The sequence below is a fragment of the Pseudomonas sp. IT-P258 genome (assembly GCF_949767825.1).
Classification (GTDB): Bacteria; Pseudomonadota; Gammaproteobacteria; order Pseudomonadales; family Pseudomonadaceae; genus Aquipseudomonas; species Aquipseudomonas monachiensis.
Genome location: NZ_CATKPU010000012.1, coordinates 219924 through 236623, shown reverse-complemented (window position 1 = coordinate 236623; position 16700 = coordinate 219924). Strand labels below are relative to the sequence as shown.

The 16700-nt window shown below is 61.5% G+C and carries 12 protein-coding genes; 8 read left to right on the top strand and 4 right to left on the bottom strand.

Translation table 11 applies throughout. The features are described from left to right. Positions 1 to 40: 40 nt before the first annotated feature. On the top strand, positions 41 to 1270 hold the full coding sequence (locus tag ACM6G4_RS02325; RefSeq protein WP_008053616.1) for an acyl-CoA dehydrogenase: 1230 nt from the start codon (positions 41 to 43) through the stop codon (positions 1268 to 1270). A gap of 196 nt (positions 1271 to 1466) precedes the next feature. Here ACM6G4_RS02325 and ACM6G4_RS02320 read toward each other — a convergent pair whose 3' ends face one another. Together ACM6G4_RS02320 and xthA are read right to left on the bottom strand one after the other, a co-directional pair. Then, complete coding sequence (locus tag ACM6G4_RS02320; protein ID WP_414912946.1) at positions 1467 to 2807, bottom strand: substrate-binding domain-containing protein; 1341 nt, start codon at positions 2805 to 2807, stop codon at positions 1467 to 1469. 141 nt (positions 2808 to 2948) lie between these two features. After that, positions 2949 to 3761: an exodeoxyribonuclease III gene (gene xthA, locus ACM6G4_RS02315; RefSeq protein ID WP_056724077.1), complete on the bottom strand. Its 813-nt coding sequence runs from the start codon at positions 3759 to 3761 to the stop codon at positions 2949 to 2951. A 309-nt stretch (positions 3762 to 4070) separates the two neighbouring features. Here xthA and ACM6G4_RS02310 point away from each other — a divergent pair, with 309 nt between their 5' ends. From ACM6G4_RS02310 to ACM6G4_RS02280, 7 genes are all read left to right on the top strand, one after another. Further along, positions 4071 to 4721: a GNAT family N-acetyltransferase gene (locus tag ACM6G4_RS02310; RefSeq protein WP_056724079.1), complete on the top strand. Its 651-nt coding sequence runs from the start codon at positions 4071 to 4073 to the stop codon at positions 4719 to 4721. Between the two features lie 65 nt (positions 4722 to 4786). Next, complete coding sequence (locus ACM6G4_RS02305) at positions 4787 to 6514, top strand: autotransporter assembly complex protein TamA (RefSeq protein ID WP_223542113.1); 1728 nt, start codon at positions 4787 to 4789, stop codon at positions 6512 to 6514. Beyond that, entirely contained in the window at positions 6511 to 10182 is a 3672-nt protein-coding gene (locus tag ACM6G4_RS02300; protein ID WP_414912945.1) for a translocation/assembly module TamB domain-containing protein, read from the top strand. The genes ACM6G4_RS02305 and ACM6G4_RS02300 overlap by 4 nt, the downstream gene beginning before the upstream one ends. A 213-nt stretch (positions 10183 to 10395) precedes the next feature. Then, entirely contained in the window at positions 10396 to 10869 is a 474-nt protein-coding gene (locus ACM6G4_RS02295) for a MarR family winged helix-turn-helix transcriptional regulator (protein WP_056724084.1), read from the top strand. Continuing rightward, a complete protein-coding gene (locus tag ACM6G4_RS02290; protein ID WP_414912944.1) occupies positions 10866 to 12335 on the top strand; it encodes an efflux transporter outer membrane subunit in 1470 nt (489 codons plus the stop codon). The genes ACM6G4_RS02295 and ACM6G4_RS02290 overlap by 4 nt, the downstream gene beginning before the upstream one ends. Positions 12336 to 12350: 15 nt before the next feature. Next, complete coding sequence (locus tag ACM6G4_RS02285) at positions 12351 to 13553, top strand: efflux RND transporter periplasmic adaptor subunit (RefSeq protein WP_223542117.1); 1203 nt, start codon at positions 12351 to 12353, stop codon at positions 13551 to 13553. A gap of 164 nt (positions 13554 to 13717) precedes the next feature. Next, positions 13718 to 15247 carry a DHA2 family efflux MFS transporter permease subunit gene (locus ACM6G4_RS02280; protein WP_414912943.1) on the top strand — a complete coding sequence of 510 codons (1530 nt, stop codon included), beginning with the start codon at positions 13718 to 13720 and terminating at the stop codon, positions 15245 to 15247. A gap of 86 nt (positions 15248 to 15333) precedes the next feature. Here the strand turns inward: ACM6G4_RS02280 and lpxH are convergent, their stop codons facing one another. Together lpxH and ACM6G4_RS02270 are read right to left on the bottom strand one after the other, a co-directional pair. Next, positions 15334 to 16062 carry a UDP-2,3-diacylglucosamine diphosphatase gene (lpxH, locus tag ACM6G4_RS02275; protein ID WP_056724094.1) on the bottom strand — a complete coding sequence of 243 codons (729 nt, stop codon included), beginning with the start codon at positions 16060 to 16062 and terminating at the stop codon, positions 15334 to 15336. Further along, positions 16059 to 16562 (bottom strand): peptidylprolyl isomerase, encoded by a 504-nt coding sequence (locus ACM6G4_RS02270; protein ID WP_034146890.1) that lies wholly within the window; start codon positions 16560 to 16562, stop codon positions 16059 to 16061. Before ACM6G4_RS02270 ends, lpxH begins: the two co-directional genes overlap by 4 nt. Positions 16563 to 16700: the final 138 nt, after the last annotated feature.

Here is a 16700-nt window from a genome sequence, read left to right as displayed (position 1 = left end):
ACATGACCTAAACAACCTCCCCCAAGAAGGTATCTCGCTCATGGATTTCGCTTATTCGCCCAAGGTTCAGGAACTGCGTGAGCGCGTAACAGCGTTCATGGACACCTACGTCTATCCCGCCGAAGCCGTGTTCGAGCGCCAGGTCGCCGAGGGCGATCGCTGGCAGCCGACCGCGATCATGGAAGAACTCAAACTCAAGGCCAAGGCCGAGGGCCTGTGGAATTTGTTTCTACCTGAGTCCGAGCTTGGCGCCGGCCTGACCAACCTCGAATACGCGCCATTGGCGGAAATCATGGGCCGTTCGCTGCTCGGGCCAGAGCCGTTCAACTGCTCGGCACCCGACACCGGCAACATGGAAGTGCTGGTGCGTTACGCCAACGAAGAGCAGAAACAACGCTGGCTCGAACCCTTGCTGCGCGGCGAGATCCGCTCGGCGTTCGCCATGACCGAACCGGACGTAGCATCCTCCGACGCCACTAACATGGCCGCCCGTGCCGTGCGCGATGGCGACGAGTGGGTGATCAACGGCAAAAAATGGTGGACGTCAGGTGCTTGCGACCCGCGCTGCAAGATCCTGATCTTCATGGGCCTGAGCAATCCCGACGCACCGCGCCATGCCCAGCACTCGATGATTCTGGTGCCGGTGGATGCGCCAGGCGTGAAGATCGTGCGTCCGCTGCCGGTGTTCGGATACGACGATGCGCCTCATGGTCACGCTGAAGTACATTTCGAAAACGTGCGGGTGCCGTACGAAAACGTCCTGTTGGGCGAAGGACGCGGCTTCGAAATCGCACAAGGTCGCCTTGGCCCTGGCCGGATTCACCACTGCATGCGTTCGATCGGCATGGCCGAGCGCGCACTGGAACTGATGTGCAAGCGCTCGGTGAGCCGTACTGCGTTCGGCAAGCCTCTGGCACGTTTGGGCGGCAACATCGACAAGATCGCCGACTCGCGGATGGAAATCGACATGGCACGTCTGCTGACGTTGAAAGCGGCGTACATGATGGACACTGTCGGCAACAAAGTGGCGAAAAGCGAGATCGCGCAGATCAAGGTCGTCGCGCCGAACGTGGCGCTGCGGGTGATCGACCGGGCGATCCAGATCCATGGCGGGGCAGGGGTTTCCAACGATTTCCCGCTGGCCTACATGTACGCGATGCAGCGCACCCTGCGCCTGGCCGACGGCCCGGACGAAGTGCACCGTGCGGCGATCGGCAAGTTCGAAATCGGCAAGTATGTGCCGAAAGAGATGATGCGTAGCGGGCACTAAGAGCACTGCATCTTTTCTGTCGAGTGAATACTTGTGGCGAGGGAGCTTGCTCCCGCTGGGTCGCGGAGCGGCCCCAAATCCGGCAACCCTGGTGTATCAGATGCACCGGGTTGTCTGGTTTGCGACTGCTGCGCAGCCGAGCGGGACGGTGCGGCGTTCCGACAAGCTCCCTCGCCACATTTGTTCGCATTTCAATTCAATACACCCAAACCTCGACCCGCCGATTCTTGATCCGTCCCTCATCGGCGCTATTGGCCGCCACCGGCATTTCTGCACCGAATCCGCGTATCTCGCGAAACACCACGCCGCTCTTCACCAACTCCCGTCGTACCGCCATGGCCCGCAGCTTCGACAGCAGATCGGCGCGCGTCGGGTCGCTCTTGGCATCGCCAAAACCCACCAGTGTCACTTGCCCGGACATTTTGTCTTGCTGCTTTATATAGTCGAGCACTCGCGTCAGGTCTTGCCGCGCCTTGTTGTCCAGGCTGGCACTGCCTTCTTCAAAGCGAAAATTCACCGACAACCGTTGGGCATGACGACTGAGGGACTGGTATCCCTCGGGCATCAACGCATTGGGGGTAACGGCCATGGCCTGGACGGTCTGGGCAATAAACCCGTTGGCGGCGACAATCGCTTGCCCTTTGCTGCTTTGGGCATAGGCCACCAGCGCTTGGGCCCAGGGATTTTTTTCCGTCGGTGGCAGGTAAAAGAACAACCGACGGGACAGCGGATAATCTTCGGTGGCAATCAGGCTGTTGAGCGGCGGCATGGCTTGTGATTGACCGTCGATAATGGCCACGGCCTTGGCCTGGCGCACGTAGGGCAAGCCGATAAAACCGATGCCTTGCGGGTCTGCGCTGACCGCATCGGACAGTTGCTCGCTGGACTCGAAGCGTTTCGCCGCGCTGCCGAGGGTTTTTCCTCGGCCGCTGAGGACCAGTTCCTTGAAGGTGTCGTAGGTCCCGGACTGATCATCCCGCGCGTACAGATGAATCGGCCCGCCGCGACCGCCGATGTCTTCCCAGGACTTCACCTCGCCACTGAAAATGCGCGCCAGTTGCACGGTGTCGAGTTGGTTCAGCGGATTGTCCGGGTGAAGGATGATCGCCAGGCCATCGATGGCAATGATCTGTTCGGCGCTCGGGCTTTTCAGGTCGCCGAGGGATTGCAGGCTGGCCAGTTCGCTGTCCTTGATCGGGCGCGACGAGGCGGCCAGATCGGCGCTGGCTGTTTTTAGTGCGGTGAAACCGGTACTTGAACCGTGGGCCGCCACTTCCACCACGATCCGACGGCCCTGAACGGTTTCGCCAACGATGCGCAGTTCGTTGGCGGCGTTCGGGGTTTCCCGATGGATCTTGCGCAGGCCCTGTTCACTGAGCAGGCCCTCGACCAGCGCCGGTCCCAATGCCGCGCCGATGGTGTTGGAACCCTGAATCCGCAGCACCGTGCCGTGTTCGGGTGTCGGCAAGTCGCCGGCCGAGGCCGCTTGCGGCAAGCCTGTGCACAGCATCATCAAGAACAACACGCGCAGCATCATGCCGGCACCTTACATAACCAAAGGAGGTGTCGGGAGATTAAGTCAGTAAGGTTTCCGAAAAATGACAGTCAAAAGATCGCAGCCTGCGGCAGCTCCTACGGGCATATGTAGGAGCTGCCGCAGGCTGCGATCTTGTGTTTTTTAGCTCAACTCAAGCCAGATCGGCGCATGGTCCGAAGGTTTTTCCATGCCACGCAGTTCGTAGTCCACACCGGCGGCCTTCACCCGTGGCAGCAAACCGTGGGAGGCGAGGATCAGGTCGATGCGCAGGCCACGCTTGGGCTCGTCTTCGAAGCCACGGCTGCGATAGTCGAACCAGCTGAAGGTGTCGCTCACGTCCGGGTTCAGGTGACGGAAACTGTCCACCAGGCCCCAGTTCTTCAGGCGGGCCATCCACTCGCGCTCTTCCGGCAGGAAGCTGCATTTGCCGGTTTTCAGCCAGCGCTTCATATTGTCCGGACCGATGCCGATGTCGCAGTCTTCCGGGGAAATGTTCACATCGCCCATCACCACCAGCGGCTGGTCGTTCTTGAACTGGCTTTCCAGCAATTGCTGCAAGTCGCCGTAGAAGCGCTCCTTGGCCGGGAACTTGGTCGGGTGGTCGCGGCTTTCGCCCTGTGGGAAATAACCGTTCATGATGGTCACCGGCACACCGTTGGCGTCGGCGAAGGTGCCCCAGATGAAGCGCCGCTGGGCGTCTTCTTCATCGGTGGCAAAACCTTTATGCAGGGCCAGGGGCTCCTGGCGCGAGAGCAGGGCGACGCCGTAATGGCCTTTTTGCCCGTGGAAATACACGTGATAACCCAGGGCCTGCACCTCGGCCAGCGGGAACTGTTCGTCGTGGACCTTGGTTTCCTGCAAGCCGATCACATCGGGCTGGTGCTTTTCGATCAGCGCCGCCAGCTGATGGGGACGGGCACGCAGCCCGTTGATGTTGAAGGAAACGATCTTCATGGTCGGCAGTCCTGGCAAAAGGGCGATGCTAGCTGACATGTGGGAATCGGGCCAGTGTGGGGTGAGGGGATTCGGCTGTGCCTGTCAGTTGTGTATGGGCAGTGATGGCCCTTTCGCGAGCAAGCCCGCTCCCACAAGAGCAAGGCCGGCTCATCACCTGTGGGAGCGGGCTTGCTCCGGGCGGCGTTCCGACGAAGGCGATTACATTGCCTACACTCATTTCGGATCTGTAAGGAACTGTGTCAGCACCGACAGGCTCGTAACAACAAGAGCGCAGCCGCCCGAGCTGTGCCGGGGAGATCAACCGTCATGCCCGAAACCTCGACCGCCATCGCCGATATTCACATGCTCGACAGCGGTTACGCCCGCGAAGCGCGTTCGCTGCTGTACCAGGCTTATCGACACGAGCCGACCTTCGGCTATCTGTTCGAAGCCGAGCGCCCCGGCTATGAACAGCGGGTTCGCGCCACCGTGCGCGAACTGGTGAGCCAGCACTTTCTCCAGGACCTGCCGGCCATCGGCCTGCTGGTCAACGACCGCCTGATCGGCATCGCCCTGATCGCACCGCCGCAACGTCGTCTCGGCGTCACCGAAAGTTGGGCCTGGCGCCTGCGCATGGTGCTCAGCACGGGATTTCGCTGCACCCGTCGCTACCTCGAATATCACGCTGCCGTGGAGGCCTGCGTGCCGAACGAATCGGTGCACGTCCTGCCGTTGCTGGGGGTTCATCCACAGTTCCAGGGCAAACACTTCGGCGAACAACTGTTGCAAGCCGTGCACAACTGGTGCGCCGTGGATGAAAACTCACAGGGCGTGATCCTCGATACCGGGAACCCTCGCTACCTGGAGTTCTATAAGCGCCAGGGCTATCAGGAAATCGGTGAAGTTGCCGTAGGACCGATTCGCGAGCACGTGTTTTTTCACCCCAATCCCCAGGTGTTACATACTGCAACCGCTTGATCGGCGAACTTTCCGGGTAAGTCAGGCTCTATCACGCTCTCAAGCTCGTGATAGCATCCGCGCCTATGAAGTTTCCAGGAAGAATTACCAGTGGTGTGCTGATGCTGATGACCAGCTGCGCAGCGCTGGCACAAAGTGAATTGGATGTGCGGATCAAACCGTCCAATGATGAGCTGAAGGCCAATATCGAAGGCTATATCGGCAACCTCGGCGATCGCGATGAAGAAGCGTTGCTGCGCTTCAGCCGTGGCGCCGAAGAGCAGGCGCGCAAGGCCGCCCAGGCCTTGGGTTATTACCAGCCGCACATCGACAGCGAAGTGAAGGGCGGCGAAAAACCGCGCCTGGTGCTTACGGTCGACCCCGGCGAGCCGGTGCACTTGCGCAACGTCACGGTGCGTGTCGACGGTCCGGCAGCTTCCCTCAAGGCCTTTCGAATCCCCAAGGGCGACACGCTCAAGCCCGGTGCCGTGCTCAACCATGGGCATTACGAGGACGCCAAGCGCCTGATCCAGAATCAGGCTTCGCGCTATGGTTTTTTCAGCGGCCGGTTCACCCGTTCAAAACTGTCGGTCGACCCCCGTGCCGGCGTCGCCGATATCGAACTGATCTATGAAAGCGGTCCGCGCTATACCCTGGGCAAGGTCAGTTTCGAGGGCGATACACCGTTCGATGACGACCTGCTGCAACGCATGGTGCCGTTCAAGACCGGCACGCCGTATGACTCGGAACTGATCGCCGAACTCAATCAGAACCTGCAATCGAGCGGCTACTTCGAAGGCGTTCGCGTGGACGCGGCACCCACGGCGTCCAGGGACGAAGCAATTCCGGTGGACGTCAAGCTCGAAACCCGCAAACCGCGGACCATGGGCCTGGGCCTTGGCTTTTCCACCGACGTCGGTCCACGGGCCAAGGCCAACTGGACCCGGCATTGGGTCAACGCGCAAGGGCACAGTTATGGCTGGGAAACCGAAGTCTCGGCACCTCGGCAAAACGTCGGGCTGTTCTACGACATTCCGCTGGACCCGCCCCTGACCGACAAACTGCGTTTTGCCGGTGGCTACCAGAATGAAGACATCGCCGATAAGGAAAGCCACAGCAAGCTGCTGACCCTCGGTCCCGAGTGGCACAGCAAGTTGCCCAGCGGCTGGCAACGGGTGGTATCGCTGAAGTGGCAGCGCGAGGATTACCAACTGGGCGACGACTCGGGACTCAGTACCTTGCTGATGCCCGGTGTGAGCTATTCGTACCTCAAAAGCGACAACCGCATCGACCCGCACAACGGCTATCGCCTGCAATTCGAATCCAAAGTGGCCAAGGAAGGTTTGGGTTCCGACAGCAACCTGCTCTACGGCACGGCATTGGTCAAAGGCTTGACCACGGTGTTCGATAAACACCGCTTCCTCGGGCGGGTGCAGGTCGGCGGCAGTGCCACCAACGGCTTCAAATCGGTACCGCCATCGTTGCGCTTCTTCGCCGGTGGTGACCAGAGCGTGCGTGGCTACGATTATCAGAGCCTGTCCCCGGAAAACTCCGACGGCGACCGCATCGGTGGTCGCTACATGGTCGCCGCCAGTGCCGAATATCAGTATTCCGTCGCCGAAAAATGGCGGGTCGCGACCTTTGTCGATCAGGGCAATGCCTTCAACACACTCGAACTGCCGAACCTCAAGACCGGGGTCGGTATCGGCGTGCGCTGGGTATCGCCGGTAGGGCCGATCCGCCTCGACCTGGCCCACGCGCTGGACGACGATGGCGGCATTCGACTGCACTTTTCCATGGGGCCTGAGCTGTGAAGCGTGGTTTGAAAGCAACACTGCTGACAATGGCTGCGCTGGTGGCAGTGGTTGTCCTGACGCTGGCCACGGTGCTGGGCACGGCGACGGGCAGCCGCTGGGCGTTGGGCTTCGTGCCGGGCTTGACCCTGGACAACTTCCAGGGCCGGTTGGGCGGGCAGTGGAGTGCCGATCGGGTGCTGTGGCAGCAGGGCAGCAACCAGGTTGAGCTGAGCAAAGTGATTTTCGCCTGGTCGCCGTTGTGCCTGACGCGCATGACCCTGTGCATCGAGCAGTTGCAGGCCGATCAGGTCAGCCTGACGTTCCCGCCGGGTGCCGAAGAGCCAGACAGCGGCCCGATAACGCTCCCGGAACTCAAGTTACCGTTGGCCCTCGAACTGGGGGAAATCAAGGTCGGCAGCCTGTTGTTCAACGGCAGCGAAGAACTCAAGGGTTTGCAACTGGCGGCGCACTGGACGACGGCCGGCTTGAAGATCGACGCGGTGTCGATACAGCGCGATGACCTGAGCCTGAACCTGTCCGGACTGCTGCAACCCTCCGGCAACTGGCCCCTCAGCGCCTCCGGCAAGCTGACGCTGTTGTCGACGCCAGAACCCCTGGCGCTGGCGCTGAAAGTCGATGGCGACCTGCTCAAGACCCTGAACCTGAAAGCCGACAGCAGCGGTTACCTCAACGGGCAACTGACCGGCGAACTGCAACCACTGGTGGAAAACCTGCCGGCCAAGGTGCGGATCACCGCCGATGGCTTCAAGCCCAGTGCCGATCTGCCGGATACCCTGCAACTCAATCAGCTGGAACTCACCGGCGCTGGTGACCTGAAGAACGGCTACGCGCTGCTCGGCAAAGCCACGCTGCCCGCCGAGCAAGGGCCAGTCGCCCTGGCACTGCAAGGCAAGGTTGACGCCAAGGGCGCGCAGATTGCCGCGCTGGACCTGACCGCCAACGACAAGCAAAGCCTCAAGCTCACAGGGCTTGTGGATTGGAGCAAGGGCCTGAGCGCCGAGGCGAAGATCGACTGGCTGGATTTCCCGTGGCACAGGCTCTATCCGCTTATCGACGAACCGCAAGTTGCGCTTCGCACGTTCACCGGCGAAGTCTCTTACACCGACGGCAAGTACCTCGGGCATTTCGTCGCCGCGGCGGACGGTCCGGCCGGCGCCTTCACCCTGGCCAGCCCGTTCGCGGGCGACCTGACGAAAATCTACCTGCAACAGATTCAACTCCAGGCCGGGCAGGGCAAGGCTGAGGGGCACCTGAACCTGCAATTCGCCGATGGCATTGCCTGGGACACCGCGCTGGACCTGTCGGCGATCAACCCTGCGTACTGGGTTGCGGAGCTGCCAGGCACACTGGCCGGGCCGTTGCGCAGCACGGGCGAGCTGAAAAGCGAAACGCTCAGCCTCAATGCCGACCTGGATCTCAAGGGCAAGCTGCGCGGTCAGCCAGCGGTGATCCAGGCCAAGGCCGACGGCCGTGGCGAGCAATGGAACCTCAATACCCTGCAAGTTCGCCTCGGCGACAACAGCATCAGCGGCAAAGGCAGCCTGCAACAGAAACTCGCCGGCCAGATCGATCTCAAGCTACCGCGCCTGGCCCAACTCTGGCCGCAACTGCGCGGCCAGCTCAATGGTCGTGTGGATGTCGCCGGCACGCTCAAGGCGCCCCAAGGCAAGCTTGACCTGCAAGGCTCGCAACTGGTTTTCCAGGACAATCGCCTGCAAAGCCTGAACCTGGACGCCACACTGGACAGTGCGCAACGGGCGAAAATCGGCCTCAAGGGCAGCGGCATCCAGGCCGGCGACACTGCACTGGGAACCCTGACCGCCAGCGGCCAGGGCGACATCAAGAACCAGAAGCTGAGCCTCGACCTGCAAGGGCCGAAGCTGAAACTGGCGCTGGGGCTGGACGGTGCGCTGGACAAAGGCAACTGGCGCGGGCGCCTGGCCAGTGGTGATATCCAGGCCGGTGGCCAGGACTGGAAGCTGCAAGGGCCGGCGAAACTCGAACGCCTGGCGGACGGCAAGATCAGCTTTGGAGCCCATTGCTGGGCATCCGGCCAGGCCAGCCTGTGCGGTGAAGACTCGCGCCTGATGCCCGAGCCAAAGCTGCGTTATCACCTCAAGCAATTCCCGATCGACAGTCTCGCGCAGTGGTTGCCGAAGGATTTCGCCTGGCAGGGCCGGCTCAACGCCGACCTGCAACTGGACCTGCCGGCCAGTGGCCCGAACGGCCAGGTCAGCGTCGATGCCGGCGGCGGTACGTTGCGCATCAAGGATAAGGACCAGTGGCTGGACTTCCCGTACCAGACCCTGAAACTCACCAGCAAACTCACGCCCAAGCGCATCGACACCGAGCTCAACTTCGTCGGCGGCAAACTCGGCGAACTGATGGTGCAAGCGCAGCTCAATCCGCTGCCAAAGAACAAGCCGTTGAGCGGCTCGTTCCGTTTGAGCGGGCTGGACCTGTCGGTGGCGCGACCGTTCGTGCCGATGGTCGAGAAACTGACCGGGCGCTTGAATGGCAGCGGCACGATTTCCGGTGGGCTGCTGGCGCCGCAGGTCAATGGCAGTCTGCAACTCAGCGACGGTCAGATCTCCGGGCCTGAATTGCCGATGGAGCTGAAAAACCTGCACGTTCAAGCGCTCATCGCCGGTGAAAGCGTGCAGTTGAACGGTGGCTGGAACAGCGGCAAGGCCGGGCAGGGCAGCCTGAATGGCAACATCGCCTGGGGCCAGGCGCTGGTGGTGGACCTGGCGCTCAAGGGGTCGCAACTGCCGGTCACCGTCGAGCCTTACGCCAAGCTGGAAGTGGCACCGGACCTGAAGATCTCGATGAAGGGTGACGAACTGGCCATCGCCGGCAAAGTGCTGGTGCCCAGGGGCGACATCACCATTCGCGAGTTGCCGCCGTCGACGGTCAAGGTTTCCGATGACACGGTGATCATCGGTCAGCAGACCGAGGAGGGCAAAGCACCGCTGGCAATGAAGATGGACATCGAAGTGCTGGTCGGCGAGGACAAGTTGAGCTTTGCAGGATTTGGCCTGACCGCAAATGTCCAGGGGCATGTGCACATCGGCGACAACATGGACACCCGCGGCGAACTGTGGCTTAACGACGGCCGATACCGCGCCTACGGCCAGCGGCTTTCGGTGCGCCGGGCGCGCTTGCTGTTTGCCGGGCCCATCGATCAGCCGTACCTGGACATCGAGGCCATTCGCAAGACCGACGACATCATCGCCGGCATTCGTTTGAGTGGCAGCGCCGAACAGCCGACCACGCAGATCTTCTCCGAGCCGGCCATGAGTCAGGAGCAGGCCCTGTCCTATCTGGTGCTCGGGCGTCCGCTGAGCAGCAATGGCGAAGACAACAACATGCTCGCCCAGGCGGCTCTCGGGTTGGGCTTGATGGGCAGCTCCGGGGTGACCAGCGGCATCGCCAAGAACCTGGGCATCCAGGACTTCCAGCTCGACACCCAGGGCAGTGGCGACGCCACCAGCGTGGTGGCCAGTGGCAATATTTCCGAAAAGCTCAGTCTGCGCTATGGCGTCGGCGTGTTTGAACCGGCCAACACCATTGCCCTGCGCTACAAGCTGAGCAAGAAGGTCTACCTCGAAGCCGCGGGTGGCGTGGCCAGTTCGCTGGATATCTTCTACAAGCGGGATTTCTAGTCCCTTCAAAATCAAAAGATCGCAGCCTTCGGCAGCTCCTACAGGGTTTTGTGTACACCTGTAGGAGCTGCCGAAGGCTGCGATCTTTTTGCTTATATCCGATGCCTTTAGTCAACTAAATACAAAGCTTCCTAACTATTGCGTTGACATTCGCTGCTTAGGCAGTAATATCTCGACATACATTCACTGCCTAGGCAGCTAATTGGTGGTCAGATGAAACATTTCTCTCCTGAAGATTTCCAGAATTGCCATCTCGGCCTGCTGCTCGGACGTGCTGCGCTGCTCAAGGACCGGATCATCGACACCCACATGGAACCCCACGGCATCACCGCCGCGCAGTTCAAAGTGTTGATCATCATCGCCCAGTTCGGCGTCGATTCGCCGGGCGAGTTGTGCCGTCACCTGTCCCTGGACAGCGGCTCGATGACGCGCATGCTCGATCGTCTGGAACAGAAAGGTTTCCTTGCCCGGCAACGCTCCGAGGCGGATCGCCGTCAGGTGCAGTTGGTACTGACCGAAGAAGGGCAGAAGCTGGCCGACCGCCTGCCGAACATCGGCGCCGAAGCCATGAATGAACTGGCCGGCGCCATCACTCCGGACGAACTGAAAACCCTGGAGCTGATCCTGAAGAAAATTCTGGTGGCAGCCGGTGACGCGATCACCCTGCTGCGGGTAGGTGACAAATGAGCAGTAACCCCTTGCGTACCGGCCTGAGCGTGGTGCTGTTGGCCATGAGCGTCGCCGGTTGCGCCAGTTACAGCGGCCTGAAAACCGAAGGTGTCAGCCTTGACGCGAAGACCCTCAAGGCCGGGCAATCCCTCAGCGGTGTGACGTTGTCACCCGCGGCCTGGCCGAAAAGCGACTGGTGGAAAAGCCTCGGCGACCCGCAACTCGACGGCCTGATCCGCGAGGCCTTGCGCGACAGCCCGGACATGCAGATCGCCGACGCCCGTGCCCATCAGGCCAGCGCTGCCGCTTCCGCCGCCGACGCCGAGCGGATGCCGACCCTGGATGCCAGCGCCGGTGTCAGTCGCTCACGCCTGGCCCGGGACCAGGATCCGCTCGGGCAGGGTGACGCGTACGCCACCGTGCGCAACATCAGCACCAGCTTCAACTACAACTTCGACCTGTGGGGCGGTCAGCGCGATGCCTGGGAAGCGGCCCTCGGCCAGGCCCGCGCCGCCGAAGTCGACCAGCAGGCTGCGCAACTGACCCTGGCCGCCGATGTCGCCCGGGCCTATAGCGATCTTGGCCAGGCACACATCGTCTATGACCTGTCCAGCGAAGACCTCAAGCGCACCCGGCAAATGCTCGACCTGAGCCTGCGACGCCTGACTGCCGGGATCGACAGCCAGTACCAGTTCCAGCAGACCGAAAGCCTGGAAGCCACTTCCCAGGCCAACCTGATCGACGCCGAAAAACGCTTGAACAGCGCGAAAATCGCCCTGGCCGTTCTGCTCGGCAAAGGCCCGGACCGCGGCAATGAAATTGCCCGCCCGAACATTCTTCAGCCGGGTGCGGTAGCGCTACCTTCGGTGCTGCCGGCCGAGTTGCTCGGGCGCCGCCCGGACCTGGTGGCCGCGCGCTGGCGCGTCGAAGCGGCGAGCAAAAGCATCGACGCCGGCAAGACCCGGTTCTATCCCAACCTGAACCTCAGCGCCGCTGCCGGTGCCGAATCCTTGCTGGGCGATGCGATGTTTGGTTCGGCCAGTCGTTTCTTCAACATTGCACCGACGATCTCGGTGCCGATCTTCGACGGTGGCCGTCTGCGTGCCGACCTCGATTCGCGCGACGCCGATTACGACCTCGCCGTGGCGCAGTACAACAAAAGCCTGGTCAAGGCGCTGGGGGATGTCAGTGACAGCATCAACCAGTTGCGTGATATCGGCCGGCAGATCGCTGCCCAGCGGCACGCCACCGACATCGCCCAGGATTCCTACAACACCGTGGTCCTGCGTTACGGTTCCGGCATCGGCAACTACCTGGACGTGCTCAGCATCGAGCAGCAATTGCTCCAGGCCCAGCGCCAGCTGGCCAACCTGAATGCCGAGCAGATTGACCTGTCGATCCAACTGATGCAGGCGCTGGGTGGCGGTTTCCAGCCTGAGGCCATCGCCTCGGCCAGCGCCACGCCAGCCACGTTGACCCACTAATTCAAGGTACTTGTCATGGCCACTGCCGATACGACCCAACCTCCTGAAAACACCCAGGGCAACCCCAATTCGGGAAAGCGCAAGTTCATGCTGCTGGTCCTGGCCGCCGCCGTCGTGCTCGGTGGCGCGGGCGTCTGGGCCTACCACGAGTTCTACGGGCGCTGGAGCGAAAGCACCGACGACGCCTATGTGAACGGCAACGTGGTGGAAATCACCCCGCTGGTCACTGGCACCGTGGTCAGCATCGGCGCCGATGATGGCGATCTGGTCCATGAAGGCCAGGTACTGGTGAACTTCGACCCGAACGACGCCGAAATCGGTCTGCAAAATGCCCAGGCCAACCTGGCGCGTACCGTGCGCCAGGTGCGTGGCTTGTACAGTGATGTGGATGGCATGAAGGCCCAGGTCAACGCCCAGAAAGCCGAAGTGCAAAAGGCCCAGGACAACTTCAGCCGGCGCAAGAATCTCGCCGCCGGCGGGGCAATTTCCCAGGAAGAGCTGTCCCACGCCCGCGATGACCTGACCTCGGCGAAAAACGCCCTGGCCAATGCCGAACAGAAGCTCAAGACCACCAGTGCGCTGGTCGATGACACCGTGGTTTCATCGCACCCGGACGTGATGGCCGCCGCCGCGCAACTGCGTCAGGCCTATCTGAACAACTCGCGCAGCGTCCTGATTGCGCCGGTCACCGGTTACGTGGCCAAGCGTTCTGTACAGCTTGGTCAGCGTGTACAACCGGGTACCGCGCTGATGGCGGTGATTCCGCTGGACCAGCTGTGGATCGACGCCAACTTCAAGGAAACCCAGCTGCGCGACATGCGCATCGGCCAGCCAGTGGAGATCGAGACTGACCTGTACGGCAGTAGCGTGAAATACAGCGGCACCATCGACAGCCTCGGCGCCGGGACCGGCAGCGCCTTTGCCCTGCTGCCGGCGCAGAACGCCACCGGCAACTGGATCAAGATCGTGCAGCGCGTGCCGGTGCGGGTCCACGTCAACGCTGAGGAGCTGGCCAAACACCCGTTGCGGGTCGGTCTGTCGACCATGGTCGATGTGGACCTGCACGACCAGAGCGGGCCAGTGCTGGCGCAACAGCCGCCGCAAAAGGCTTCGTTCAGCACCAATGTCTACGACCGTCAGTTGGCCGAGGCCGATGCGATGATCACCCAGCTGATCCACGACAACAGCGCAGCGGTCAGCAAGACCGCGCAACGCTGATATGCCATTACATCGACCCTGTGGGAGCGGGCTTGCTCGCGAAGGCGGAGCGTCAGGCGACATCCATGTCGAGTGTGCCGACCTCTTCGCGGGCAACCCCGCTCCCACAGGGTTAGCTGCGTCTGTAACAGGCACAGCGCCAGATCAGCTCCAAAGGATTCGCGATGAGCAATAACGCGTCTTTCACACCGCCCAGCCTGTTGCTCAGCACCATCGGCCTGTCGCTGGCGACTTTCATGCAAGTGCTCGACACCACCATTGCCAACGTGGCGCTACCGACGATTTCCGGCAACCTGGGCGTGAGCTCGGAGCAGGGCACCTGGGTCATCACCTCGTTCGCCGTGAGCAACGCCATCGCCTTGCCGCTGACCGGTTGGCTCAGTCGGCGTTTCGGCGAGGTGAAGCTGTTTGTCTGGGCGACACTGCTGTTCGTGCTGGCTTCGTTCCTGTGCGGGATTTCCACCTCGATGCCGGAACTGGTGGGCTTCCGGGTACTGCAAGGGGTAGTGGCCGGGCCGCTGTACCCGATGACCCAGACCCTGCTGATTGCGGTTTACCCCCCGGCGAAACGGGGGCTGGCGCTGGCGCTGCTGGCGATGGTCACGGTGGTCGCGCCGATTGCCGGGCCGATCCTCGGCGGCTGGATCACCGACAGCTACAGCTGGCCATGGATTTTCTTCATCAACGTGCCGATCGGCCTGTTCGCGGCATGGGTAGTGACCCAGCAGATGAAAAAGCGCCCGGTGGTCACCAGCCGCCAGCCGATGGATTACGTCGGTCTGATCGCACTGATCATTGGCGTCGGGGCGCTGCAGATCGTGCTCGACAAGGGCAACGATGCCGATTGGTTCGAATCCAGCTTCATCGTGATCGGCTCGGTGATTTCGGTGGTGGCCCTGGCGTTCTTCGTGATCTGGGAAATGACCGACGAACACCCGGTGGTCAACCTGCGTCTGTTTGCCCATCGCAACTTCCGCTACGGCACCATCGTACTGATCCTGGGCTATGCCGGGTTTTTCGGGATCAACCTGATTCTGCCGCAGTGGCTGCAAACGCGGCTGGGCTACACCGCAACCTGGGCCGGTTTTGCGGTGGCGCCGCTGGGGATCCTGCCGGTGCTGCTGGCGCCGTTTGTCGGCAAATACGCACCGAAATTCGACATGCGCCTGCTGGCGGGCGGGGCGTTCCTGGCCATCGGCCTGAGCTGTTTCATGCGCGCAGGCTTCACCAATGAGGTGGACTTCCAGCACATCGCCATGGTGCAGCTGTTCATGGGGATCGGCGTGGCGCTGTTCTTCATGCCGACCCTGACCATCCTGCTGTCGGACCTGCCGCCGAGCCAGATCGCCGACGGTTCGGGGCTGGCGACATTCTTGCGGACCCTGGGTGGCAGTTTCGCGGCGTCGCTGACGACCTGGATCTGGATTCGACGGGCTGACCAGCATCACGCCTACCTGACCGAAAGCATCACCCCGTTCGATCCGGCGACTCGCGAAGCATTGACCAACCTGGGCGGGGCAGGGGCCAAGGCCTATACGCAGCTGGATCAGATGGTGATCAGCCAGGCATATATCATGTCCACGGTGGACTACTTCACCCTGTTGGGCTGGATGTTCATGGGTTTGATACTGATTGTGTGGCTAGCCAAACCGCCGTTTACTGCCAAGGCGGGGCCTGCTTCGGCAGGGCACTGACTAGCCAAGATCGCAGCCTTCGGCAGCTCCTACAGAGGCATGTGTACACTCTGTAGGAGCTGCCGAAGGCTGCGATCTTTTGATCTTTAAGGCGCTGCGAAATCAAAGGGCGCCAGCGCAAACCCTTGCTCATCCACCTGCAACGCCCACCCTTGACGATCCCAATCCCCCAGCACAATGCGCCTGGCCGCTTGCTCGCCAAGCTGCAACTTGTGAATCGCGGGACGGTGGGTGTGCCCGTGGATCAAGGTCTTCACGCCGTATTCCTGCATGATCCGCGGAATCTCTTCGGGCGTGACATCGACAATGTCGTTGGCCTTCATCCGCGTTTGCGCGCGGCTTTCACTGCGCAGCTTGCGCGCCAGCTTGTGCCGGGTGCGCAGCGGCAGATGCCGCAGGATGAACAGGGTAATCGGGTTGCGCAGGTAGCGACGCAGCTTCATATAGGCTTCGTCGCGGGTGCAGAGGCTGTCGCCGTGCATCAGCAGCACCGGCTCGCCGTTGAACTGCACGACACTCGGATCTTTCAGCAAGGTGCAGCCGGCTGCTTTGCAGAAGGCCTTGCCGAGCATGAAGTCGCGATTGCCGTGCATCAGGAAAATGGCCGTGCCGCTGTCGCTTAACTCGCGCAGGGCCTGGCAGATGGAGCGCTGGAAGGGTGTCATGGCGTCGTCGCCAATCCACACCTCGAAGAAGTCGCCCAGAATGTACAACGCACTCGCCGAGCGGGCGCGTCCGGCGAGCAAATCCAGAAACGCCCGGGTAATGTCCGGGCGCTCCTCTTCCAGATGTAAATCTGAAATCAGCAATATCACTCAATGATCTCGGCTTTCTCGATGATCACGTCGTCTGCTGGTACGTCCTGGTGGCCGGACTTGGAAGTGGTGGCCACGCCTTTGATCTTGTCGACAACGTCGGTGCCTGCGGTCACTTTACCGAATACCGCGTAGCCCCAGCCCTGAACGTTCTTGCCGCTGTGGTTCAGGAAGCTGTTGTCCGCCACGTTGATGAAGAACTGTGCGGAAGCCGAATGCGGCTCCATGGTGCGGGCCATGGCGACGGTGTACTTGTCGTTGGAAAGACCGTTGTCAGCTTCGTTCTGGATGCTTGGGCGCTTGTCTTTCTTTTCTTTCATGCCTGGCTCGAAACCGCCGCCCTGGATCATGAAGTTACCGATGACTCGGTGGAAAACGGTGTTTTCGTAGTGACCGGCTTTAACGTACTCGACGAAGTTGGCCACGGTGATCGGGGCCTTCTCGGCGTTCAGTTCGAGGACGATGTCGCCGTGGTTGGTAGTCAGTTTGACTTGGGTCATGATCAGCACTCTTTTAAGGAGAAGCATACTTTATGAATTCGTGGTTTTGGGAGGTCCATCCCGCAACCGGTTCAGCCTGTCTCGGCCAAGGTGCGCAGTTTAGCGTGACAGGCGCGAATTTCGAGGCTGTTTTTTCAT